The sequence below is a fragment of the Pseudomonas sp. FH1 genome (assembly GCF_000510895.2).
Classification (GTDB): Bacteria; Pseudomonadota; Gammaproteobacteria; order Pseudomonadales; family Pseudomonadaceae; genus Aquipseudomonas; species Aquipseudomonas azotoformans_A.
Window position 1 is genome coordinate 80,563 of record NZ_AOHM01000025.1, and the last position, 23,164, is coordinate 103,726.

At 61.3% G+C, this 23,164-nt stretch carries 20 protein-coding genes; 12 read left to right on the top strand and 8 right to left on the bottom strand.

Going from position 1 to position 23,164, the window contains the following annotated elements:
• Nucleotides 1-88: 88 nt before the first annotated feature.
• Together H096_RS10470 and H096_RS10475 are read right to left on the bottom strand one after the other, a co-directional pair.
• Complete coding sequence (locus H096_RS10470; RefSeq protein WP_033898071.1) at nt 89-796, bottom strand: 3'-5' exonuclease; 708 nt, start codon at nt 794-796, stop codon at nt 89-91.
• Nucleotides 793-2,715: a putative nucleotidyltransferase substrate binding domain-containing protein gene (locus H096_RS10475; RefSeq protein WP_033898155.1), complete on the bottom strand. Its 1,923-nt coding sequence runs from the start codon at nt 2,713-2,715 to the stop codon at nt 793-795. Before H096_RS10475 ends, H096_RS10470 begins: the two co-directional genes overlap by 4 nt.
• A 246-nt stretch (nt 2,716-2,961) precedes the next feature.
• Between H096_RS10475 and H096_RS10480 the strand changes: the two genes are divergently transcribed.
• Both H096_RS10480 and H096_RS10485 read left to right on the top strand, forming a co-directional pair.
• Nucleotides 2,962-3,408, top strand: a complete 447-nt coding sequence (locus H096_RS10480) for a response regulator (RefSeq protein ID WP_025857000.1) — start codon at nt 2,962-2,964, stop codon at nt 3,406-3,408.
• A gap of 119 nt (nt 3,409-3,527) precedes the next feature.
• A complete protein-coding gene (locus H096_RS10485; protein WP_033898072.1) occupies nt 3,528-3,971 on the top strand; it encodes a hypothetical protein in 444 nt (147 codons plus the stop codon).
• A 51-nt stretch (nt 3,972-4,022) separates the two neighbouring features.
• On the opposite strand, the gene H096_RS10490 is transcribed toward H096_RS10485, so the two are convergent.
• Nucleotides 4,023-6,200, bottom strand: a complete 2,178-nt coding sequence (locus H096_RS10490) for a malate synthase G (protein ID WP_033898073.1) — start codon at nt 6,198-6,200, stop codon at nt 4,023-4,025.
• A 266-nt stretch (nt 6,201-6,466) separates the two neighbouring features.
• On the opposite strand from H096_RS10490, the gene H096_RS10495 reads away from it, so the two are divergent.
• Complete coding sequence (locus H096_RS10495) at nt 6,467-6,979, top strand: ACT domain-containing protein (protein ID WP_033898074.1); 513 nt, start codon at nt 6,467-6,469, stop codon at nt 6,977-6,979.
• Between the two features lie 237 nt (nt 6,980-7,216).
• Here H096_RS10495 and rarD read toward each other — a convergent pair whose 3' ends face one another.
• From rarD to H096_RS10520, 5 genes are all read right to left on the bottom strand, one after another.
• Nucleotides 7,217-8,101 carry an EamA family transporter RarD gene (gene rarD / locus H096_RS10500; RefSeq protein ID WP_033898075.1) on the bottom strand — a complete coding sequence of 295 codons (885 nt, stop codon included), beginning with the start codon at nt 8,099-8,101 and terminating at the stop codon, nt 7,217-7,219.
• Nucleotides 8,102-8,156: 55 nt separating this feature from the next.
• Entirely contained in the window at nt 8,157-9,131 is a 975-nt protein-coding gene (locus H096_RS10505; RefSeq protein WP_016977838.1) for a serine/threonine protein kinase, read from the bottom strand.
• A 123-nt stretch (nt 9,132-9,254) separates the two neighbouring features.
• A complete protein-coding gene (locus tag H096_RS10510) occupies nt 9,255-11,153 on the bottom strand; it encodes a PhoX family phosphatase (RefSeq protein ID WP_033898076.1) in 1,899 nt (632 codons plus the stop codon).
• 78 nt (nt 11,154-11,231) lie between these two features.
• The gene (locus H096_RS10515; RefSeq protein WP_033898077.1) at nt 11,232-11,996 is read right to left on the bottom strand and encodes a TOBE domain-containing protein; all 765 of its coding nucleotides are present in this window, start codon (nt 11,994-11,996) and stop codon (nt 11,232-11,234) included.
• Between the two features lie 58 nt (nt 11,997-12,054).
• A complete protein-coding gene (locus H096_RS10520; protein ID WP_033898078.1) occupies nt 12,055-12,792 on the bottom strand; it encodes a ComF family protein in 738 nt (245 codons plus the stop codon).
• A 92-nt stretch (nt 12,793-12,884) separates the two neighbouring features.
• Here H096_RS10520 and bioB point away from each other — a divergent pair, with 92 nt between their 5' ends.
• The 9 genes from bioB (at nt 12,885) to H096_RS10565 (ending at nt 23,135) form a co-directional block, all read left to right on the top strand.
• Nucleotides 12,885-13,940 carry a biotin synthase BioB gene (gene bioB / locus H096_RS10525; protein ID WP_016977842.1) on the top strand — a complete coding sequence of 352 codons (1,056 nt, stop codon included), beginning with the start codon at nt 12,885-12,887 and terminating at the stop codon, nt 13,938-13,940.
• Between the two features lie 3 nt (nt 13,941-13,943).
• Nucleotides 13,944-15,125, top strand: coding sequence for an 8-amino-7-oxononanoate synthase (gene bioF / locus H096_RS10530; RefSeq protein ID WP_033898079.1), 1,182 nt, complete (start codon nt 13,944-13,946; stop codon nt 15,123-15,125).
• Complete coding sequence (locus H096_RS10535) at nt 15,118-15,849, top strand: alpha/beta fold hydrolase (RefSeq protein WP_033898081.1); 732 nt, start codon at nt 15,118-15,120, stop codon at nt 15,847-15,849. The genes bioF and H096_RS10535 overlap by 8 nt, the downstream gene beginning before the upstream one ends.
• The gene (gene bioC, locus H096_RS10540; protein WP_033898082.1) at nt 15,842-16,654 is read left to right on the top strand and encodes a malonyl-ACP O-methyltransferase BioC; all 813 of its coding nucleotides are present in this window, start codon (nt 15,842-15,844) and stop codon (nt 16,652-16,654) included. The genes H096_RS10535 and bioC overlap by 8 nt, the downstream gene beginning before the upstream one ends.
• Nucleotides 16,651-17,331 carry a dethiobiotin synthase gene (gene bioD, locus H096_RS10545; RefSeq protein ID WP_033898083.1) on the top strand — a complete coding sequence of 227 codons (681 nt, stop codon included), beginning with the start codon at nt 16,651-16,653 and terminating at the stop codon, nt 17,329-17,331. The genes bioC and bioD overlap by 4 nt, the downstream gene beginning before the upstream one ends.
• A gap of 106 nt (nt 17,332-17,437) precedes the next feature.
• Complete coding sequence (locus tag H096_RS10550) at nt 17,438-17,719, top strand: hypothetical protein (protein WP_033898084.1); 282 nt, start codon at nt 17,438-17,440, stop codon at nt 17,717-17,719.
• A 252-nt stretch (nt 17,720-17,971) separates the two neighbouring features.
• Nucleotides 17,972-19,777 carry a phenylacyl-CoA dehydrogenase gene (locus H096_RS10555; RefSeq protein WP_033898085.1) on the top strand — a complete coding sequence of 602 codons (1,806 nt, stop codon included), beginning with the start codon at nt 17,972-17,974 and terminating at the stop codon, nt 19,775-19,777.
• A gap of 208 nt (nt 19,778-19,985) precedes the next feature.
• Entirely contained in the window at nt 19,986-21,275 is a 1,290-nt protein-coding gene (locus tag H096_RS10560; RefSeq protein WP_033898087.1) for a GGDEF domain-containing protein, read from the top strand.
• Nucleotides 21,276-21,365: 90 nt separating this feature from the next.
• Nucleotides 21,366-23,135 carry an acyl-CoA dehydrogenase C-terminal domain-containing protein gene (locus H096_RS10565; RefSeq protein WP_033898088.1) on the top strand — a complete coding sequence of 590 codons (1,770 nt, stop codon included), beginning with the start codon at nt 21,366-21,368 and terminating at the stop codon, nt 23,133-23,135.
• Nucleotides 23,136-23,164: the final 29 nt, after the last annotated feature.

Genomic DNA, 23,164 nt, shown 5'->3' on the forward strand with positions numbered 1-23,164 from the left:
TAAACGCGATGTTTAAACTAACGAGAATTATTCGCGATTGTGTCAGAGCCGTGGAGTGGGCGCAATTGGCGTCTGTCGGGAGATGACATTAAAACGATGGCGCGTGTTGACGCCGTTTCCATTGGCTCAAACGCTCTTGCAGCGCCTGTGGAGTGTCGATGTGTTGCTGGCGCGCGCGGCTGAACAGGATCAGCATCAGCTCCGCCGTGGCCAGCGCGTCGGCGCTGGCGTGATGGCGCTCGCCCACGTGCAGGTGGAAGTGGTTGATCCAGTCGTCCAACCCTGCTTCGCGGATGTGCGCATTCGGGCACAGCAGCGGGGCAATGTCTGCAACATCGAGAAACGGATGGGCCAGGCGATAACCCAGGCTGTCCTTGAGCGCCCGGCACAGCATGTGTTGATCGAACGGCGCATGGAAGGCCAGCAATGGGCTGTCGCCCACAAAGTCCATGAAGTCCAGTAACGCATCCACCGGATCGCTGCCGGCGGCAATCGCACTGGGGCCGAGGCCGTGGATCAACACGCTGGGGCTGAGTTTGGTTTCGGTCCGTTGCAGCGTGCGTTCGAACAGTTGCGAGAAATCCACCGCGCCATCTTCGATCACCACCGCGCCGATGGACAGCACCTGGTCACGGTTAAGGTTGAGGCCGCTGGTTTCCAGGTCCACCACTACCCAGCGCTGGTTGCGCAGGGTGACGTTGCCCAGCGGCGTGGGTTTGCGCAGTTGCGCCAGGCGCTGTTGTTGCGCGCTGTCGAGCCCTGGCGTTTTCTTACGCAGCCAGTTGAACAAGCTCACAGCTGATACCGCAATGTCAGGCTGCTTTGCAGGCGCTGGGCCTGGCGCAGGGATTCACGCAGGATGCGCCGGTCCAGATGATTGAGGCTGTCCGGGTCGACACGGTTGGAATACGGCTGATTCTCGCGGGTTTGCAGTTGGTGCTGCTGCATGCGGGTCTGCTGAATAAAGTGGTAGGCCTCTTCATACGCCGCGCCGTCCAGGGGCTCGATCACCTCCTTGAACACTAACTGGCGCAGGCGCTCCAGGGTGTTGTTGGCGTGGATGCCATTGGCCAGGGCCAACAGGCGCGCGCCGTCGACAAAAGGGGTCAGGCCCTGCACCTTGAGGTCGAGCGTGGCTTTTTCGCCGCCTTTACGCGTGAGTACAAATTCGCGGAAACGTCCTACGGGCGGACGCTGGCGCAACGCGTTTTCGGCCAGCATGCGTTGGAACAAACGGTTGTCTGCCACCTGGTCGAGAATGCCTTGGCGCAATTGCTCGCAGCCACGTTCATCGCCCCACACCACACGCAGATCGAAATAGATGCTGGAACCCAGCAGATTCTCCGGCGTGGCTTCGCGGATAAACGCTGCAAACCGTCGCGCCCATTCCGCCCGTGACAGGCACAGCTCCGGGTTGCCGGCCATGATGTTGCCTTTGCACAGGCTGAACCCACACAGCGCCAGGCTCTGGTTGATCTGCTGCGCCAGCGGCAACAACCGGCCTCGGATCGCCGCGGCTTCGGCCGCGTCCTTGGCGTCAAACAGGATGCCGTTGTCCTGATCGGTGTACAGGGTCTGCTCGCGGCGGCCTTCGCTGCCAAAGCACAACCAACTGAAGGGCACGCCGGGGTCGCCTTTTTCGGCCAGGGTCAGCTCGATCACCCGGCACACGGTGTGATCGTTGAGCAGCGTAATGATGTGGGTGATCTGGGTGGACGAGGCACCATGGGCCAGCATGCGTTCGACCAACTGGCCGATCTCGCCGCGAATTGCCACCAGGTTGTCCACCCTCGGCGCATTGCGGATGGTGCGCGCCAGGTGCACCAGGTCCACCCGTTGCAGGGAAAACAGATCGCGCTCGGACACCACGCCGCACAGGCGCTGGTCCTTGACCAGGCAGACGTGGGCGATATGCCGCTCGGTCATGGCGATCGCGGCGTCGAAGGCGCTGTGGTCCGGCGTCAGGAAGAACGGTGCCTGGGTCATATGCCCTTCGATGGCCTGGCTGAAATCGCTGGTGCCATCGGCCACCACCTGGCGCAGGTCGCGCAGGGTGAAAATCCCCAGGGGCGCCTTGTGTTCATCCACGATCACGATGCTGCCGACCTGTTGCTCATGCATCAGCGTGACGGCTTCGCGCAGCGGCGTGGCGGGGCTGCACGTGACGGGGTGGCGCATGGCCAATTCACCGAGCCGCGTGTTCAGGGAATATTGAGTGCCGAGGGTTTCCACGGCTTTTTGCTGCACCTGCTGATTCACCTGATCCAACAGGCTGCTGACGCCGCGCAGGGCAAAATCGCGAAACGGGCTGGAGAGTGCAAACAGCTTGATGAACGCCGGTTTGTTCAGTTGCAGGCAGAAGGTGTCTTCGGCGGCCTTGTGCTCGGTGCGCGTCGCGCGTTCGCCCAACAGTGCGGCGAGGGGGAAGCATTCGCCAGTGGTGATTTCAAACGTGGTTTCGGCGCTGTCTGGCCGCTCACCGACCACCCGGCCCTGCTTGACGATATAAAAGTGCTCCACCGGCCCGCCCGACGGTTTGAGGATGCTGTCGCCGGGGCCATAGAAGCGTAACTGGCACTGTTCCACCAAAAACGCCAAGTGGGCGTTTTCCATCTGGTTGAACGGCGGGAAGCGTTGCAGGAATTGCAGGGTGCCGTGGATATTTTGCAACACAGCAGTTTTCCCCGCCTGGGCGAAGGCATCAGCTTTACTCATAACAATGACCGCAGTTTTTTTGTCGTTATCGTCCCTCATGGTCGACTCCTGCGCAGCGGGTGCCCATTGGACGTAAGTCTAGGTCGATACAAACGGCACACACCTAGGGAAAAACCTTACATGACTATCGTCCAAAACCCGTAGAACGCCCACTAGGCAAACTTTCCGACGAAGTGCACATTGATCGCCCTTCCGCAGATGTCTGACGAGTGTGCTGGGAGATTGATGAGAACTGCTGAGAACCGTATGTCCGACCACGATATTTTGAGTGATGCCGAGCGCGAGGCGCTGAGCGCCGTGATGCTGGAGCCTGATTTACCGCCACAACGCGTGTTGATCGTCGACGACGACAAGGACGCACGCGAACTGCTGGCGGAAATCCTGGGGCTGGACGGTATTCGCTGCATGACCGCCGACAGTGGTGAGGCAGCGTGGGATTTGTTGAAGTCGAGCAGCTCCATCGGTTTGCTGATTACTGACCTGCGCATGGCGCCCAGCAATGGCCTGGAACTTATCCGACAAGTGCGTGAGTCCACCCGTGCGGCGCTACCGATCATCATCATGTCGGGGGATGCCGAAGCGCCGGACGTGATCGATGCGATGCATTTGAGTGTGGTGGATTTTTTGTTGAAGCCAATTGATAGCGTGAAGTTGGCGAAGATGGTGAAGCGGGAGTTGGGGATGGCGCAGTAGGTAACGTCTGTCGGGACTGTCATTTATGACAGTAGGCGTGTAGGCGGAATTATTGTTCAGTGGTATGGAGAGCACTTTGCAAGACTGGTGCCTCGAAACCCTTTGAACAGGAGTTCGTCATGAGTACCAAGCCATTTGAAGTAGAAGACAAAGATCTAAATGAGGCCAGGGCCAAAGCGCAGACGGGTAATTCCTACGTCCTCGTACTTGAACAAAATACACCGCGCTTTTTCGTCGCCAATGAGGTTTTCGGGTATTTGTCATGGACTGCCATATTGGGAGCCGACCCAGAGCGTATTCAGATCGACTATGGACACAACGTTCCGAATGGCATCCATGTATTCGAGGTCGCTCCAAACCCGGGCGGTTGGGCGAATATGACGTATCGAGATCTCAACGGCGTGCTGCATTCCAGCCCTGTGTCGGGGCAGATTTTCTTGTCTGTTGTTCGTCCTGAATTCGGTACAAGCTATCAGCACACCGGCATCTTGCTGAATGTTCGATTTGGGTCCGGTAGCACTGAGGTCGTAATCAATGGGACGTTCGTGAACAATTCGGACTGACTTGGCCTGCAATGAAAAAAGCCCCGGTCTCTCGACCGGGGCTCTTTTCATTTACAGGCCGTTCTTGGCCTTGAACTCCCGACGCCGACGGTGCAATACCGGCTCGGTATACCCATTAGGCTGTTTGGTCCCTTCAATCACCAACTCCACCGCTGCCTGGAACGCGATGTTGCTGTCGAAATCCGGTGCCAGTGGGCGGTACAACGTATCCCCAGCATTCTGACGGTCCACCACCGGCGCCATGCGCTTGAGGCTTTCCATCACCTGAGCTTCGTTGACGATGCCGTGGCGCAGCCAGTTGGCGATGTGCTGGCTGGAGATACGCAGGGTGGCGCGGTCTTCCATCAGGCCTACATCGTTGATGTCCGGCACTTTCGAGCAACCGACGCCCTGGTCGATCCAACGGACCACATAACCCAGGATGCCTTGGGCGTTGTTGTCCAGTTCGTTGCGGATCTCTTCGTCGGACCAATCGGTGTTGCTGGCCAGCGGAATGGTCAGGATGTCGTCCACCGACGCACGCTCGCGTTTGGCAAGCTCGGCCTGGCGGGCGAATACATCAACCTTGTGGTAGTGCAGTGCGTGCAACGCAGCGGCGGTTGGCGATGGCACCCAGGCGGTGTTGGCGCCGGCCAGTGGGTGGGCGATTTTCTGTTCGAGCATCGCCGCCATCAGGTCGGGCATGGCCCACATGCCTTTACCGATCTGCGCGCGACCTTGCAGACCGGTGCTCAGGCCGATATCGACGTTCCAGTTTTCGTAGGCGCCGATCCATTTTTCCGCCTTCATCGCGGCCTTGCGCACCATCGCGCCGGCTTCCATGGAGGTGTGGATCTCGTCGCCGGTACGGTCGAGGAAGCCGGTGTTGATAAACACCACGCGCTCGCTGGCCGCCTTGATGCAGGCCTTGAGGTTGACCGTGGTGCGGCGCTCCTCGTCCATGATCCCGACTTTCAGCGTGTTGCGCGGCAGCTTCAGCACGTCTTCGATGCGGCCGAACAGCTCGTTGGTGAACGCAGCTTCTTCCGGGCCGTGCATCTTCGGCTTAACGATGTACACCGAACCGGTGCGGCTGTTCTTGCGGCTGTTGTTGCCGTTGAGGCTGTGGGTCGCGGCGAGGCTGGTGACCAGGCCGTCGAGAATACCCTCTGGCACTTCGTTGCCGTCTTTGTCGAGGATCGCATCGATGGTCATCAGGTGACCCACGTTGCGCACGAACAACAGCGAGCGACCGTGCAGCGTCACGTCCTGGCCATCCACGCCGGTATAAACGCGGTCGGCGTTCATGGTGCGAGTAAAGGTCTTGCCGCTCTTGGCCACTTCTTCGGCCAGGTCGCCCTTCATCAGGCCGAGCCAGTTGCGGTAGATCACCACTTTGTCATCGGCATCGACGGCGGCGACGGAGTCTTCGCAGTCCATGATGGTGGTCAGCGCGGCTTCCATCAGCACGTCTTTGACGCCGGCGGCATCGGTCTGCCCGACCGGGGTGCTGGCGTCGATCTGGATTTCGAAGTGCAGGCCGTTGTGTTTCAGCAGGATCGCAATCGGCTCGGCCGCAGGGCCCTGGAAACCGATCAACTGTGCGTCGTCGCGCAGGCCGCTGTTGCTGCCGCCCTTGAGGCTGACGATCAGCGTGCCGTCGACGATCTTGTAGCCGGTGGAATCGACGTGGCTGCCGGCGCTGAGCGGTGCGGCCTCATCGAGGAAGGCGCGGGCGAAGGCGATGACCTTGTCGCCACGCACTTTGTTGTAGCCCTGGCCCTTTTCGGCGCCGTCGGCTTCGCTGATGGCGTCGGTGCCATACAGCGCGTCGTACAGCGAGCCCCAGCGCGCATTCGAGGCGTTGAGGGCGAAGCGGGCGTTCATCACCGGCACTACCAGCTGCGGGCCGGCCATGCGGGCGATCTCGTCATCGACGTTTTGGGTCGTGGCCTGGAAGTCCACGGCTTCTGGCAGCAGGTATCCAATGTCTTGCAGGAAGGCTTTGTAGGCCACCGGGTCGTGCGCCTGGCCGGCATGAGTCTGGTGCCAGGTATCGATCCGCGCTTGGAAATCGTCGCGTTTGGCGAGTAGGGCTTTGTTCTTCGGGGCCAGGTCATGGATGACCTTGTCGGCACCGGCCCAGAACTGGTCGGCAGTAATGCCGGTGCCGGGAATGGCTTCGTTGTTCACGAAGTCGAACAGGACTTTGGCGACCTGCAGGCCACCGACTTGAACGTGTTCAGTCATTGCTTGCCTCACTCTGCACAGCTTAAGCGCTTTTTAGATTTTCATTATGTAGTGCCAGGTTGCGCATACTACATGATGACTTGCGGTTGTGAAAATTAGACTAAATACGTCGTTTAGCGACCCACTTTGGTCGTACGGTCACAGCGGAGAACCGGATGTTCTCAAAAAACTATTGGATTGTTCCAGATAAATATAAAAATGGTACACGATTTGTTATCGAGGGCCTTCGGGTCCACCTTGTAGATTGAATTCCAGAGGGCGTTGCCATGGACCATCTTGTACTCACAATTATCGCTGCCGACAAACCCGGCCTGGTCGAGCGCATCGCGCAGAATATCGCCGCCCACGGTGGCAACTGGCTGGAAAGCCGCATGGCGCACATGGCCGGGCAGTTTGCCGGGATCCTGCGGGTCAGCGTGCCTACAGAGCACCGTCAGGCGTTGGTCGGGGCGTTGGAGGATTTATCCACCCATGGCATTCGCGTGCTGGTGGGCGAGGGCAGCAGCGGGCAAGCGTCGGCGTCCAAATCGATCATGATGACGCTGGTGGGCAATGACCGTGCGGGCATTGTGCGCGAGATCACCGCGCTGCTCAGCCAGCAGGGCGTGAACCTGGAGAGTCTGAGCACCGATGTGCGCCCGGCGCCCATGAGCGGCGACCCGTTGTTTACCGCCGAGGCGCTGTTGCAGGTGCCGACCGCGTTATCCCTGGACACCTTGCAACTGTCCCTGGAAACCCTGGCCGATGACTTGATGGTGGAACTGCATCACGAGGAATAAATCACGAGGAATAATCTGCCCACAGGGTTATGCATGGAAATCTTGCATGGGCCTGTGGATAACCTGTAGAGACCCCTCGCCAGCCCACACCGGCCGGGGTTCTTCGCTGATTGAGCAAAAAACGAGCAATTTCAAAAGCTTGTGCACAAATGGCGGGGACCAGGTTGTGGATAACCTTGGGGTGGATGTCTGCAAGCCACGCGCCCTGTAGCCTGCAGAGGTTTGTACGTTATTTGATTAACGTTTGCGCACGCTGAGCCAGATATCCACGCTATACACCACCAGCCCCGCCCAGATGAAGGCGAACGCGGTCAGCGTGCTCGGTGCCAGGTGTTCGCCGAACAGCAGCACGGCTTCGAGCAATACCAGGGTCGGCGCGACGTACTGCAAAAAGCCCAACGCGGTGTAGGGCAAATGCCGAGCGGCGGCGTTGAAACACACCAGCGGGATCAGCGTCACCGGGCCGGCCGCCACCAGCCACCAGGCTTCGGACGTACTCCAGAACGCCATTTGCGCGCTATGGGCGGTTGGGTTGAACAGCAGCCAGGCAACTGCAATCGGCACCAGCATCCAGGTTTCCACCACCAGCCCCGGCAGCGCCTTGACCGGCGCCTGCTTGCGAATCAGCCCGTAGAAACCGAAGGTCAACGCCAGCACCAGCGACACCCATGGCAAGCTGCCGACCTGCCAGACCTGTTGCGCCACACCTACGGCTGCCAGCCCGACGGCGACCCACTGCAAGCGGCGCAGGCGTTCACCCAGGATCAGCATGCCCAACACTACGTTCACCAATGGGTTGATGTAGTAACCCAGGCTCGCTTCCAGCATGCGCCCGGTGTTCACCGACCACACATACGTCAGCCAGTTACCCGCGATCAGCGAGCCACTGAGGGCCAGGATCGCCAGGCGCTTGGGGTTGTCGCGCAACTCGCGGAACCAGCCGGGATGCTTCCACACCATCAACAGCAAACCGCCGAACAGCGCCGACCACAACACGCGGTGCACGATGATCTCGGCGGCGGGCACGCTGGCGATGGCTTTGAAGTAGAGCGGGAACAGACCCCAGATGACGTAGGCGCTCAGGCCCAGGATGTACCCCTTGCGGGGGTTGGCGGCTTGCATTGCAGAATCCTTGCTTAGGCAGCTAACAAAGCGCGATTGTAAGGATATTTGTCCGTCAAAACAGCTTCAACGGTTCTTCATTCAAGGCGGCCAGTTGTTCGCGCAATGCCAACACCTGATCGCCCCAATAACGCTCGCTGCCAAACCACGGGAAGCTGTGGGGGAACGCTGGGTCGTCCCAACGCCGTGCCAGCCAGGCGCTGTAGTGCATCAGGCGCAATGCACGCAGCGGTTCGATCAGCGCCAGTTCACGCGGGTCGAAGTCATGGAATTCCTGGTAGCCGTCCATCAGCTCCGACAACTGTCCCAGACATTCCTGACGATCTCCGGCGAGCATCATCCACAGGTCCTGTACCGCCGGGCCCATGCGGCAGTCGTCCAGGTCGACGATATGGAACATCTCGTCACGGCACATCATGTTGCCGGGGTGGCAATCGCCGTGCATGCGGATGTTCTTGTGCGGTGTGGCTTTGTACACCTCTTCCACACGCTTGAGCAGGTCGCGGGCCACGGACTCGTAGGCCGGCAGCAGGCTCTTGGGAATGAAATTGCCTTCAAGCAAGGTGGTGAGTGAGTCGTGACCGAAGTTCTTCACGCCCAAGGCTTCGCGGTGTTCGAACGGGCGGGTGGAGCCCACCGCATGCAAACGTCCGAGCAATTGCCCAAGGCGATACAGCTGATCGAGATTACCCGGCTCCGGCGCACGGCCGCCACGGCGGGGGAACAGGGTGAAGCGGAAACCGGCGTGTTCGAACAGGCTTTCGCCGTTGTGGATCAATGGCGCGACCACCGGCACTTCGCATTCGGCCAGTTCGAAAGTGAAGCGGTGTTCTTCGAGGATTGCCTCGTTGGTCCAACGCTGCGGCCGATAGAACTTGGCGATCAGCGGTTCCGAGTCTTCGATGCCCACTTGATAGACGCGGTTTTCGTAGCTGTTGAGCGCCAGGACGCGAGCATCGCTGAGGAAACCGATGCTTTCGACAGCGTCGAGCACCAGGTCGGGCGTGAGTGTTTCAAACGGGTGGGCCATGCGAACTCCTGCGCGCAGCAGGGCGCCGCGTCCGGCCGGGTATGGTAACCCACCAACGTTGAGATAGGTGGTGACTGTGCTGTTGTGGTGAGTGGGGCAAGCCCCCTCACCACAGAGGCCCTATCAGGCGCCGACGATACCGCCGTCATCCCGCCGAATCGCCATCACCGACGAGCGCGGCTTGCCATTCGGCAGATGCTCCGGCCAAGTCGAACCACCGGTTTCGCCTGGGTGCTGGATCCCCACAAACAGCGTCTTCTGATCCGGCGAGAAGCTGATGCCCGTCACTTCACAGGCCACCGGTCCGACCATGAAGCGGCGGATTTCCCCGGTGGAAGGGTCAGCACACAACATCTGGTTGTTGCCCATGCCGGCGAAGTCACCTGCGTTGCTGTAGTCCCCATCCGTCAGGATCCACAATCGCCCGGCCTTGTCGAAGCCCAACCCGTCCGGGCTGTTGAACATGTTCTGCGGGTTGATGTTCGACGAACCACCCTTCGGCGTGCCGGCGTGCACGCCAGGGTTGCCGGCCACCACGAACAGGTCCCAGGTGAATTCCGAGGCGCCGTGGTTATCGGCGTCGGCCTTCCAGCGCAGGATCTGGCCGTAGACGTTTTTCTCACGCGGGTTGGGGCCTCCCACCGGCTGGCCCTCTTCACCGCGCTTGGCGTTGTTGGTCAGGGTGCAATAGACCTGGCCGTCGGTGGGGCTGACCACGATCCATTCCGGGCGGTCCATGCGCGTGGCTTTCACCACACTGGCGGCTAGGCGCGCGTGGATCAGCACTTCGGCCTGGCTGGCGAAGCCGGTGCTGGCGTCGATGCCGTTTTTGCCGTGGGTCAGCTCGACCCATTGGCCCTTGCCCTTGGGGTGGTCGGCGTTGCCGTCGCCCGCGTCGAAGATCGCCACATACAAGGTGCCGTGGTCGAGCAGGTCTTTGTTGGCCTTGGGGTTCTTGTGGTTGATCTTGTCGCGGCTGACGAACTTGTAGATGAACTCGCCGCGCTCATCGTCGCCCATGTACACCACGGCGCGGCCGTCGCGGGTTTCGGCCAGGGCGGCGTTTTCGTGCTTGAAGCGGCCCAGGGCGGTGCGTTTGGCTGGGGTGGATTGCGGGTCGAACGGGTCGATTTCCACCACCCAACCGTGGCGGTTGAGTTCGTTGGGGTTCTTGGCCATATCGAAACGCGGGTCGTGCTGATGCCAGTTGATGTCTTTGCTGGCGGCGACCACGCCATAGCGTTTCTGCCCGGCATCGAAGGTTTGTTGTGGGTTGCTGCTGCCGAAACAGTCGGTGAAGTTCTCTTCACACGTCAGATAAGTGCCCCATGGCGTCTTGCCGTTGGCACAGTTCTGGAAGGTGCCCAGGACTTTTTTGCCGGATTTGTCGGCGCTGGTTTTCAGCCAGTCGTGGCCGGCGGCGGGGCCACTGAGGCGGATCGGCGAGTTGCCGTGGATGCGGCGGTTGTAACGCGAGTCCTGCACGAACTGCCAGGTGTCGCCCTTGCGCCGCACTTCGATGACCGACACGCCTTCGCTGGCCTGGGCTTTGTGCACGTCTTCGGCCGATTGCGGCGCGCCGCCGTGGGCGAAGAGGTAGCGGTAGTTGGTGTATTCGTTGTTGATCGCCATCAGCGCGCGGTTGTCGTCACCGGGGAAGGCAAACAGGCTCATGCCGTCGTTGTTGTCGCCGAACTGCTGTTCCTGGGCCTTGGCCGTGCCGTTGCCGGACGGGTCGAAGGCCGGCGCGATCTTGCTCAGCGGCTGGCCCCAACTGATCAGCACCGACGCGCTGTAGCCCGGCGGCAAGGTGATGGCGTCGCTGGTGGCGGCGGCGATGCTGGTGAAGCCCAGCAACGGGCTGGCGCTGGCGGCGTTGACGGCGAGAGCGCTGCGGCTCAGCAGGTTGCCACCCAGGAACATCGCGGCACCGCACAGGGCACCGGCGCCGATGAAACGGCGGCGGGTGAGGCCGACCATCTGCTCAAGGTCGGTGGCTTGGTTTTCTTCTAATAGGCTCATCTCAGGCTCCCTGCGGTTTTTGCAGACACCATAAGGAGCGGGCGTGACGAAATTGTTGCAGTTTAAATAGCGGACCCCTTACACCGGCGTGCCGAGCAGCACATTACTCGGCGCAAATTGAACCTGGATCGCTTTGCCTTCGGTCACGCGCAGCGCCTTGAGCGTGGCGGGCTGCGCCAGGGCGCACAAAACCTGGCCGCTGGGCAGGGTGACACGCACTTCGCTGGGCCCGTCTTCGGCGTCGAGAATGGCGTCGACGATGCCGCTCATGCAATTGTGTCCAGTTGTTGCGAAGGCCTCAGGTGCCAGCAACTCCAGCCAGCCGGCCTTGATCAGTGCGACCACTTCCACGCCGGTTTCCAGTTCCAGTCGCTGCGTGCTGTCGTGGGTGATCTGCGCAGCCAGGGTCAGCCCACCGGCCAGTTGCAGGCGGATCAGATCATTGCGGCCATGCTGCTCGATGGCGACGACCTGACCATGCAGTTGGTTACGTGCGCTGGTGCGCAGCATCAAGCGGCCCAGTAGATTGAAATCGCTGGCGGCTTCGTCCGAGCCCAGCACTTCGGCCTGCACCACTTGCAGGCGCTGGTAAAGACGCAACACACGCTCACCTTCGACCGTCAACCTGGCGCCGCCGCCGCCTTTACCGCCGACACTGCGTTCTACCAAGGGCTTTTGCGCCAAGTTGTTCAACTCGTCGATGGCATCCCACGCCGCTTTGTAGCTCAAGCCCGCGCTCTTTGCCGCGCGGGTGATGGAGCCCTGCTCAGCGATGTGCGCCAGCAAGGCAATGCGCTGGGGACGGCGGATGATGTGTTGACTGAGGGACGTTGGCAGAGACATGGGCATACGCTTCGATGGGATAAGCCGAACGTTGCGGGCAAGGGTGGCCGGAGTCAAGTCAACTGCCCGGTTTGGGCGTGCGGGCCACGCAGTACACATCGACTTGTCGTGCGCCGGCATTCATCAACAACCGCGCCAGGCTGTGGGCGGTCGCGCCAGTGGTGAGTACGTCGTCCACCAGCGCGAAGTGACGGCCTTGCACCCGTGCGTCGGGCGCCAGGGCGAAAGCGCCGAGCAGGTTGCGTTGTCGGGTCTTGGCATCGAGGGCTTGTTGCGCCACGGTTTCATGGGGGCGTAACAACAGGTGTTCATCGTAGGGAATGTGCAAGTCGTGGCTGAGCCAGCGCGCCAGCATCAAGGCCTGGTTATAGCCGCGTTCACGCAGGCGCTTGCGGGCCATGGGTACCGGCAGCAGGCAGTCGGGGCGTGTGAGTCCGGTGTTGTCGAAGCGATGTTGCATATGCTGCGCCAACAGCCGCGCCAGCATCTGCCCCAGGGGCCAGCGCGCTTGGTGCTTGAAGCGGCTGATCAGGCTGTCGACCGGAAAGCTGTAGGTCCAGGGCGCGATCACCTGTTTAAAGGCCGGCGGATGTTTCTGGCATTGGCCGCAGATCAACCCCTCCATCGGCAAGGGCAGGGCGCACAGGTTGCAGTGTTCTATCAGCCACGGCAGCTCGGTTTCGCAGACGTTGCACACAGAGTCGGCTGATTGCGTGGCCTCATCGCAGATTAAACAGGTTTGGGTGTTTTTTAACCAGATGTAAACCTGGTGTTTGTGGGCTGGTTGACAGTGCATGAATCTTCCTTAAATATGCCGAGCATCCGTGTCGTGCCTGTGGGTATTGCCCTTCCCGCAGCGCTTGCCAAAGCATAATCAAGGAATCGCCCATGAGCGCCAGCACCACCGCCACTTTGCGTCACGATTGGTCCCTCGCCGAAGTCAAGGCACTGTTCGTACAGCCGTTCAATGACCTGCTGTTCCAGGCGCAGACCGTGCACCGCGCGCATTTCGACGCCAACCGTGTCCAGGTGTCGACGCTGCTGTCGATCAAGACCGGCGCCTGCCCGGAAGATTGCAAATATTGTCCGCAGTCGGGCCACTACAACACTGGCCTGGAAAAAGAGAAGCTGATGGAAGTGCAGAAGGTCCTCGAAGAGGCTGCCCGCGCCAAAGCTATCGGCTCGACCCGCTTCTGCATGGGCGCCGCCTGGAAGCACCCGTCGGCCAAAGACATGCCCTACGTGCTGCAGATGGTCAAAGGCGTGAAGGCCATGGGCCTGGAAACCTGCATGACCCTCGGTCGCCTCGATCAGGACCAGACCGAAGCCCTGGCCCAGGCGGGCCTGGACTATTACAACCACAACCTGGATACGTCGCCCGAGTTCTACGGCAGCATCATCACCACCCGCACCTATAGCGAGCGCCTGCAAACCCTGGCCTACGTGCGGGATTCGGGGATGAAGATCTGCTCCGGTGGCATCCTCGGCATGGGCGAGTCCCTCGACGACCGCGCCAATTTGCTGATCCAACTGGCCAACCTGCCAGAGCATCCGGAATCGGTGCCGATCAACATGTTGGTGAAAGTGGCCGGTACGCCGCTGGAAAACGCCGAAGACATCGACCCATTCGACTTCATCCGCATGCTCGCCGTGGCGCGTATCCTGATGCCGCAGTCCCATGTACGCCTGTCGGCCGGTCGCGAAGCAATGAACGAGCAGATGCAGGCCCTGGCGTTCTTCGCCGGCGCCAACTCGATCTTCTACGGCGACAAACTGCTGACCACCGCCAACCCGCAGGCTGACAAGGACATGCAACTGTTCTCGCGGCTGGGCATCCTGCCGGAAGCCCGTGAAGAACACGCGGATGAAGTGCATCAGGCGGCGATCGAGCAGGCGTTGGTGGAGCAGAAGAGCAGCGAGCAGTTCTATAACGCTGTGGTGTGAGGGATGTCTTTCGATCTCTCCGCGCGCCTCGCTGCCCGCCGTGCCGAACACCTTTATCGCCAGCGCCCGCTGCTCGACAGCCCCCAAGGCCCGGAAGTGGTGGTGGACGGCAAGCCGCTGCTGGCGTTCTGCAATAACGATTACCTGGGCCTGGCCAATCACCCACAAGTGATTGAAGCCTGGCGCGCCGGTGCGTCCCGCTGGGGCGTGGGCGGCGGTGCTTCGCACTTGGTGGTCGGGCATGCGACGCCGCACCATGAGTTGGAAGAAGCGCTGGCCGACCTTACCGGCCGTCCGCGTGCGCTGCTGTTTACCACCGGCTACATGGCCAATCTCGGTGCGGTCACGGCGTTGGTGGGGCAGGGCGATACGGTGCTGGAAGACCGGCTCAACCATGCCTCGTTGCTGGATGCGGGCCTGCTGTCGGGGGCGCGTTTCAATCGCTACCTGCATAACGACGCTGCAAGCCTGGCCAAGCGCCTGGAGAAAGCCACCGGCAATACCCTGGTGGTCACCGATGGCGTATTCAGCATGGACGGCGACCTGGCTGACCTGCCCGCGCTGGCCCGTGAAACCAAGGCCAAGGGCGCCTGGTTGATGGTGGATGATGCCCATGGTTTCGGCCCACTGGGTGCCAACGGCGGCGGTATCGTCGAGCACTTCGGCCTGAGCCAGGACGATGTGCCAGTACTGGTCGGCACCCTCGGCAAGGCGTTCGGCACGGCAGGCGCTTTTGTGGCGGGCAGTGAAGAACTGATCGAAAGCCTGATCCAGTTCGCGCGCCCGTACATCTACACCACCAGCCAACCGCCGGCACTGGCCTGCGCCACCTTGAAAAGCCTGGAGCTTTTGCGCACCGAACATTGGCGACGCGAGCACCTCAACGACCTGATCCGCCAGTTCCGTCACGGCGCCGAGCAGCTCGGGCTGGACCTGATGGACAGCTTCACGCCGATCCAGCCGATTGTGATCGGCGACAGCGCCAAGGCCATGCGCCTGTCGCAGATGCTGCGCGAGCGCGGCCTGATGGTCACCGCCATTCGCCCACCCACTGTGCCGGCCGGCAGCGCGCGTTTGCGCGTGACCTTGACGGCGGCCCACAGCGCGGCGCAGGTGCAGCTATTGTTAAGCGCATTGGAAGAATGTTTCCGCTTGTTAGGCGCCACGGAGCCCGACCATGCGTGATCGACTGATATTGCTGCCGGGTTGGGGCCTCGGTGTATCGCCGCTGGAGCCGTTGGCCGCTGCATTGCAGGGCCTGGACGAACACCTGCAGGTGCAGATCGAACCGTTGCCCGCACTGGATTCCAGCAACCTGGAAGAATGGCTCGACGAACTTGACGCCACGCTGCCGGACAATGCCTGGCTGGGCGGTTGGTCCCTGGGTGGCATGCTGGCTTCGGAGCTGGCGGCGCGCCGTGGCGAACGCTGCTGCGGCTTGCTCACACTGGCGAGCAACCCGTGTTTTGTCGCCCATGAAGGTTGGCCGAGTGCGATGCCCGCCGAGACCTTCGATGCGTTTCTCGCCGGTTGCCACGCCGACTCCCAAGTGACCCTCAAGCGCTTCGGTTTGTTGTGTGCCAAAGGCGCCGAAGACCCGCGTGGGTTATCGCGCTTGCTGGTCAGTGGCGCGCCGAATTCGCCTTCCAGTGTGCTGATGCCCGGCCTCGAACTGCTCGCCCAACTCGACACCCGCGAAGCCTTGCTGGCGTATCGCGGCCCGCAGTTGCACCTGTTCGCCGGGCTGGACGGGTTGGTCCCCGCTGAAGCCGCCAGCGACCTGCTGGCGTTGCTGCCCGATGTTGAAATCGGCCTGATTGAACAGGCCGGCCACGCGTTTCTTCTGGAAGACCCCCACGGTGTCGCGGGGGCCATCCAGGCTTTTTTGCATGAGTGCGTCGATGACTGATTTATCCCACGCCCCGCTGCCGGCTGCCTTGCCGGACAAGCGCCAGGTGGCGGCGTCCTTTTCCCGCGCAGCCGCCAGTTACGACAGCGTTGCCGAGTTGCAGCGCGCAGTGGGCAGCCAATTGCTGGCACGCTTGCCGGCCGACATTGCGCCGCAACGCTGGCTGGACATGGGCTGCGGCACCGGTTATTTCAGCCGCGTGCTGGCCGAACGTTTGCCCGCCAGCCAAGGCATTGCACTGGACATCGCCGAAGGCATGCTCAATCACGCGCGTCCGCTGGGGGGTGCGCAGCACTTCGTCGCTGGCGATGCCGAGCGCTTGCCGCTTAACGCTGGCAGCGTGGCGCTGATTTTCTCCTCCCTCGCGGTGCAGTGGTGCGCAAACTTTGAGGCGGTGCTCAGCGAGGCCTACCGCGTGCTGCAACCGGGTGGCACGCTCGCTTTTGCCAGCCTGTGCGTGGGCACGCTGGAAGAGCTGCGCGAAAGCTGGCGCGCGGCGGATGGCCTGGTTCACGTCAACCGCTTTCGTACGTTCGAGGCTTATCAACATCTGTGTGCGGCCAGCGGCTTGCGGGTGGTGAGTCTGGAGCGCCGCCCCCATGTGCTGCATTACCCGGACGTGCGCAGCCTCACCCATGAATTGAAGGCCCTGGGCGCGCACAACCTCAACCCCGGCCGGCCGGGAGGGTTGACGGGGCGCGCGCGGATTGTTGCACTGGTGCAGGCGTATGAGCGGTTCCGCCAGGCCCAGGGCCTGCCGGCGACTTACCAAGTGGTGTATGCCGTACTGGAGAAACCTCTATGAGCGCCGCCTACTTCATCACCGGCACCGACACCGATGTCGGCAAGACCACCGTCGCTGCTGGCCTGCTGCACGCAGCACGACAAGCCGGCAGAAGCACTGCCGCCGGCAAACCCGTGGCTTCCGGCTGCCAGGTCACGCCCAAAGGCTTGCGCAACGCCGATGCACTGGCGTTGTTGGCCGAATGTTCGTTGCCCCTGACGTATGCCGAGGTCAACCCGGTGGCGTTCGAACCGGCCATCGCGCCGCATTTGGCGGCGCGGGAAGCGGGCGTCTCTCTGACCGTGCAATCGTTGCTCAAGCCCATGCAGCAGATTCTGGCGCGCGAAGCAGATTTCACCTTGATTGAAGGCGCAGGCGGTTGGCGGGTGCCTCTGGCCGATCAGGCGAACCTGTCGGATTTGGCCATGGCGCTCAAGCTGCCGGTGATCCTGGTGGTGGGCGTGCGCCTGGGTTGCATCAGCCATGCCTTGCTCACCGCCGAAGCCATCGCCCGTGACGGTTTGCAGCTGGCCGGGTGGGTGGCGAATATCATCGACCCCAAGACCTCCCGTCTGGAAGAGAACCTCGCCACCCTGGCCGAACGGCTGCCTGCGCCCTGTCTGGGCCGTGTGCCGAAACTCAAGCAGTCGGGGGCTGAAGCGGTGGCGGAATACTTGCAGCTGGACTTGCTTGACTGATTTTGGCTATCGCTAAGGCATTATGCCATTAGTGTTTTTGACGGGCGTTTTGCGGGCAACTCTGCTTCAATCACGGTTCACGATTCTCAAAAGGCAGGCTTACGCCATGGAAATCTCCGGAAGCAGCGCGTTTTATTCGGGCCTGAGCAGCATTCAGACCGGGCAGAGCCGTGTCGACCAGGCGGCCGGCAAAATCGCCAGCGCTGCGACGACCCAGCCCTCGGATGCGCAAAGCGACCGTCTGCAAGCCAACGACCGCGCCCAGCCGTCCAACTCGGCCAGCAACATGGTCGAAATGGCCCAAGGCAAATTTCAAGTGGAGCTCGGCGCCAAAGTCGCCAAGGCTTCGGATGAAATGCTCGGCACCCTGATCGACACCTACGCTTAACCCCCTCTGACTCCCACCGGCCTCTTACTGAGGTCGGTTGTGCTTGCACAATTCTTGATTCCCTTCTGAACTCCTTGTGGCAACCCGCCGCAGGCGTCGCCGTGCGCGCCTTTGATTCATGTCATGACAAACGGCATCCGGACGACGCTTGACATCCCCAGGTGGTAAACGTATGTTTCAAACACCTGTTTGACCGCCACAACAATTCCACGCGGTTGTTCATTCCAGATACATCAGCAGAGGTTTATCGCTATGCCTGACTACAAGGCCCCCTTGCGTGATATTCGCTTCGTTCGTGACGAACTGCTTGGCTATGAAGCGCACTATCAGAGCCTGCCGGCTTGCCAGGACGCTACCCCGGACATGGTTGACGCCATCCTTGAAGAAGGCGCCAAGTTTTGCGAGCAAGTACTGGCACCGCTGAACCGCGTGGGCGACATCGAAGGCTGCACCTGGAGTGAGTCGGGCGTTAAAACCCCAACCGGTTTCAAAGAAGCCTACAAACAATTCGTCGAAGGCGGCTGGCCAAGCCTGGCCCACGACGTGGAGCACGGCGGCCAAGGCCTGCCGGAATCTCTGGGCCTGGCCGTAAGCGAAATGGTGGGCGCCGCCAACTGGTCGTGGGGCATGTACCCGGGCCTGTCCCACGGTGCGATGAACACCATCTCCGAGCACGGTACTCCCGAGCAGCAAGAGGCTTACCTGACCAAGCTGGTGTCGGGTGAATGGACCGGCACCATGTGCCTGACCGAGCCACACTGCGGCACCGACCTGGGCATGCTGCGCACCAAGGCCGAGCCTCAGGCCGACGGTTCCTACAAAGTCTCCGGCACCAAGATCTTCATCTCGGCCGGTGAACACGACATGGCCGACAACATCGTCCACATCGTACTGGCCCGCCTGCCGGACGCACCGGCCGGCACCAAAGGTATCTCGCTGTTCATCGTGCCGAAGTTCCTACCGAACGCCGACGGTTCGATTGGTGCGCGCAACGCCGTGACCTGTGGATCCCTTGAACACAAGATGGGCATCCACGGCAACGCCACCTGCGTGATGAACTTCGACGCGGCCACCGGTTTCCTGATCGGCCCGGCGAACAAAGGCCTGAACTGCATGTTCACCTTTATGAACACCGCTCGCCTGGGTACCGCGCTGCAAGGCCTGTCCCACGCCGAGATCGGCTTCCAGGGCGGCCTGAAGTACGCTCGCGACCGCCTGCAAATGCGCTCCCTGACTGGCCCGAAAGCGCCGGACAAAGCCGCCGATCCAATCATCGTGCACCCTGACGTGCGCCGCATGCTGCTGACCATGAAAGCCTTCGCCGAAGGCAACCGTGCGATGGTGTACTTCACCGCCAAGCAAGTGGACATCGTCAAGTACGGCACCGACGACGAAGCCAAGAAACAGGCTGACGGCCTGCTGGCATTCATGACGCCAATCGCCAAGGCGTTCATGACCGAAGTCGGTTTTGAATCCGCCAACCACGGTGTGCAGATTTACGGTGGCCACGGCTTCATCGCCGAGTGGGGCATGGAGCAGAACGTTCGCGACAGCCGCATCTCGATGCTGTACGAAGGCACCACCGGCATCCAGGCCCTGGACCTGCTGGGCCGTAAAGTGCTGATGACTCAGGGCGAAGCGCTCAAGGGTTTCACCAAGATCGTGCACAAGTTCTGCCAGGCCAACGAAGGCAACGAAGCCGTCCAAGAGTTCGTTGCACCGCTGGCGGCACTGAACAAAGAGTGGGGCGAGTTGACCATGAAGGTCGGCATGGCCGCGATGAAAGACCGCGAAGAGGTGGGTGCCGCTTCGGTGGACTACCTGATGTACTCCGGTTACGCGTGCCTGGCTTACTTCTGGGCCGACATGGCGCGCCTGGCGGCCGAAAAGCTGGCTGCCGGTACCACTGAAGAGGCGTTCTACACCGCCAAGCTGCAGACTGCGCGCTTCTACTTCCAGCGCATCCTGCCGCGTACCCTGGCCCATAAAGCCACCATGCTGTCGGGCGCCAACAACCTGATGGACATGAAAGAAGAAGACTTCGGCCTGGCTTACTAAGCCTTACCGGGTTCACTTCAAGAGCCGCCGCTTCTTCACGGGAGCGGCGGCTTTTTTGTGGGCGATAAAAAACCACAGTAAAGCGCTCAGGGATTACCGCTGGCTGCCGTTACAGTGATGGCAATGTGATACATGCGTGCCAGGTTGTGCTTAACTGTCGGCATAAAGGCACAGTGCCATCATTTTTTTGCGGGTCGGAGTTTTACCCTTGTCGCGCGTTTCCGCTGTACGTTTCAGTCACTTTTTACCTTCGTTGCTGCTTCTGCTGGCCGGGCTCTCGGCTGCGTACGTCAAGGACCTCAACGTCTTCTTCACGTCGCTGTTCAATGTGTTGCCGACCCTGGTGCTGTTGCTCGGCGGCTCGTACTGCGCGGTGTATCGCCGTCAGCGTGAACTGTTCCTGATGATCACGGTGTACATCGCCTACTTCCTGCTGGATACCCAGACCGATTTTTACCGCGACAACGGCCGCGTGCGCGAAGACGCGGCGGTGGTGTTTCATCTGTGTTGTTTGTTGCTGCCGTTGTTGTTCAGCATCTACGCGCTATGGCAGGAGAAGACCCACCTGTTCCGCGACTTCGTCGCCCGTGGCGCGGTGTTGCTGGCGATCGGCAGCGTGGCCTTGGCGCTGGAGCAGAGTTATCCCCAGGCGGTGCTCAATTGGCTGGCGGAGATTCGCTGGCCGGCGCTGCATGGCAGCTGGGTGAGCCTGATCCAGCTGTCATACCCGATGTTCCTGATCGGCTTCCTGACCCTGGCGGCGCAGTACTGGTATCAGCCTCGCCCTCTGCACGCGGCGCAACTGGTGGGTTTGCTGGGGCTGTTCTGGATGTTGCCGCAGACATTCATCCTGCCGTTCACCCTGAACATCATGTGTAGCCAGGTGATGCTGATGATCGCAGCCGGTGTGGCCCATGAGGCTTATCAAATGGCCTTTCGCGATGAACTCACTGGCTTGCCGGGGCGTCGCGCGCTGAACGAGCGCATGCAGCGGTTGGGGCGCAACTATGTGCTGGCGATGAGCGACGTCGACCACTTCAAGCGCTTCAACGACACCCATGGCCATGATGTCGGCGACCAGGTGCTGCGCCTGGTGGCGAGCAAGCTGTCCAAGGTCAACGGTGGCGGGCGCGCTTATCGCTATGGTGGTGAGGAGTTTGCCGTAGTGTTCGCCGGCAAGACGGTGGAGGAATGCATGCCGCACTTGGAGGAGATCCGCGAGATCATCGCGGACTACGATATCAAGCTGCGCAATTCGGACCGCCCTCAGGACGACCACCAAGGCCGTCAGCGCCGTGCGGGCAGCGGTGCATCGAGCGTTTCGGTGACCATCAGCATCGGCGTGGCCGAGCGCCAGGCCGAGCAGCGCACGCCCGAAGAGGTGCTCAAATCCGCCGACCAGGCGCTGTACGCCGCCAAGGGCGCCGGACGCAACTGTGTGGTCGCCGCCGGGCAAACCCGTCGTGGCGCGGTGCGCACAGAGGGCGCTGCCGGTTGAGTGATGGCGCTGTATTCAGCAGCGCTACAGTGATTGTCCGAGGCAATGCCCGGCAGTAGGTTGAAACCATCTGCTGACGGAGACATTGCCATGCCTGACTACAAAGCCCCCCTTCGTGACATGCGTTTTCTGATCGACAACGTGTTTGATTTCCACGGCCATTACGCCGCCTTGGGCGCGACCGATGCCAGCCCGGACATGGTCAGCGCGATTCTCGAAGAAGGCGCCAAATTCTGCGAAAACGTACTCGCGCCGCTCAACCGCAGCGGCGACGAAGAAGGCTGCCATTTCGACAATGGCGTCGTCACTACGCCCAAGGGTTTCAAGGAAGCCTTCGCCCAGTACGTGGAGGGTGGCTGGCACGGCGTGGCGGCAGACCCGGCCTACGGCGGCCAGGGCTTGCCGTCGTCGCTGGGCCTGGTGCTCAGCGAGATGATCGGCTCCAGCAACACGTCCTGGGGCATGTACCCAGGGCTGACCCACGGCGCGATGTCGGCGATCCACGCCCACGGCACCGCCGAGCAGAAAGACACGTTCCTCAGCAAACTCACCGCCGGCGAATGGACCGGCACCATGTGCCTCACCGAAGCCCATTGCGGCACCGACCTGGGCCTGATCAAGACCCGCGCCGTGCCCCAGGCGGACGGCAGCTATGCGGTCACCGGCAGCAAGATCTTCATCTCGGCCGGCGAGCACGACATGAGCGCCAACATTATCCACTTGGTCTTGGCCAAACTGCCGGACGCACCGGCGGGCACCAAGGGCATCTCGCTGTTTATCGTGCCCAAGTTCCATGCGGATTCGGGTGAGCGTAACGCGGTGCACTGCGGCTCCATCGAACACAAGATGGGCATCAAGGGCTCTGCCACCTGTGTGCTGAACTTCGACGGCGCCAAGGGCTTCCTGATCGGTGAGGCGAACAAAGGCCTCAACTGCATGTTCACCATGATGAACCACGCGCGCCTGGGCACCGGCATGCAGGGCCTTTGCAATGGTGAGGCGAGCTTCCAGGGCGCGATCAAATACGCCAACGACCGCCTGCAGATGCGTTCGCTGACCGGTGCCAAGGCTCCGGATAAAGCCGCCGACCCGATCATCGTGCATCCCGATGTGCGCCGCATGCTGCTGACCATGAAGGCCTTCAACGAAGGCAATCGCGCACTGACCTACTTCACCGCACAGTTGCTCGACACCGCGCACCTGAGCAACGACACCACCCAGCGTCAGGACGCTGAAGACCTGCTGGCGTTCCTCACGCCGATCTGCAAAGCCTTCATGACCGACACCGGCCTTGAGGTGACCAACCACGGTATGCAGATCTTCGGCGGTCACGGTTACATCCGCGAGTGGGGCATGGAACAACTGGCTCGCGATGCGCGGATTGCGCCGATCTATGAAGGCACCAACGGCATTCAGGCCCTCGACCTGCTGGGGCGCAAGGTGCTGGGCAGCCAGGGCAAGTTGCTGCGTGGCTTTACCAAGATTGTGCATAAGTTGTGCGCGGCGAATGCCGAGCATCCGCAGCTCAAGGCCTATGTCGCGCAGCTTAGCCAGCTGAACGGAGAGTGGGGCGAACTGACCACTAAAGTCGGCATGGCCGCGATGAAGAACCCCGATGAAGTGGGTGCGGCGGCCGTGGATTACTTGATGTACAGCGGCTACGTGATCCTTGCCTACCTGTGGCTGCGTATGGCGCTGGCTGCCCTTGAGCAACCGGACTCGGATTTTTCCAAGGCCAAGCTTGCGACCTGCGACTTCTATTTCAAGCGCCTGCTGCCACGTACCGCCACCCACCGCGCTGCGGTGGAAGCGGGCAGCGAATGCCTGATGAGTCTGCCTGCGGAGGCATTTGCGCTGTAATGACTTAAAAATACCAATCAGTCACAAGT

Coding starts and splice junctions, on each gene's coding strand:
- H096_RS10485 (WP_033898072.1), top strand. CDS start 3,528: ATGAGTACCAAGCCATTTGAAGTAGAAGACAAAGATCTAAATGAGGCC.
- H096_RS10555 (WP_033898085.1), top strand. CDS start 17,972: ATGCCTGACTACAAGGCCCCCTTGCGTGATATTCGCTTCGTTCGTGAC.
- H096_RS10495 (WP_033898074.1), top strand. CDS start 6,467: ATGGACCATCTTGTACTCACAATTATCGCTGCCGACAAACCCGGCCTG.
- bioB (WP_016977842.1), top strand. CDS start 12,885: ATGAGCGCCAGCACCACCGCCACTTTGCGTCACGATTGGTCCCTCGCC.
- bioD (WP_033898083.1), top strand. CDS start 16,651: ATGAGCGCCGCCTACTTCATCACCGGCACCGACACCGATGTCGGCAAG.
- bioC (WP_033898082.1), top strand. CDS start 15,842: ATGACTGATTTATCCCACGCCCCGCTGCCGGCTGCCTTGCCGGACAAG.
- H096_RS10480 (WP_025857000.1), top strand. CDS start 2,962: ATGTCCGACCACGATATTTTGAGTGATGCCGAGCGCGAGGCGCTGAGC.
- H096_RS10520 (WP_033898078.1), bottom strand. CDS start 12,792: ATGCACTGTCAACCAGCCCACAAACACCAGGTTTACATCTGGTTAAAA.
- H096_RS10550 (WP_033898084.1), top strand. CDS start 17,438: ATGGAAATCTCCGGAAGCAGCGCGTTTTATTCGGGCCTGAGCAGCATT.
- H096_RS10490 (WP_033898073.1), bottom strand. CDS start 6,200: ATGACTGAACACGTTCAAGTCGGTGGCCTGCAGGTCGCCAAAGTCCTG.
- bioF (WP_033898079.1), top strand. CDS start 13,944: ATGTCTTTCGATCTCTCCGCGCGCCTCGCTGCCCGCCGTGCCGAACAC.
- H096_RS10510 (WP_033898076.1), bottom strand. CDS start 11,153: ATGAGCCTATTAGAAGAAAACCAAGCCACCGACCTTGAGCAGATGGTC.
- H096_RS10475 (WP_033898155.1), bottom strand. CDS start 2,715: ATGAGTAAAGCTGATGCCTTCGCCCAGGCGGGGAAAACTGCTGTGTTG.
- H096_RS10515 (WP_033898077.1), bottom strand. CDS start 11,996: ATGTCTCTGCCAACGTCCCTCAGTCAACACATCATCCGCCGTCCCCAG.
- H096_RS10535 (WP_033898081.1), top strand. CDS start 15,118: ATGCGTGATCGACTGATATTGCTGCCGGGTTGGGGCCTCGGTGTATCG.
- rarD (WP_033898075.1), bottom strand. CDS start 8,101: ATGCAAGCCGCCAACCCCCGCAAGGGGTACATCCTGGGCCTGAGCGCC.
- H096_RS10505 (WP_016977838.1), bottom strand. CDS start 9,131: ATGGCCCACCCGTTTGAAACACTCACGCCCGACCTGGTGCTCGACGCT.
- H096_RS10565 (WP_033898088.1), top strand. CDS start 21,366: ATGCCTGACTACAAAGCCCCCCTTCGTGACATGCGTTTTCTGATCGAC.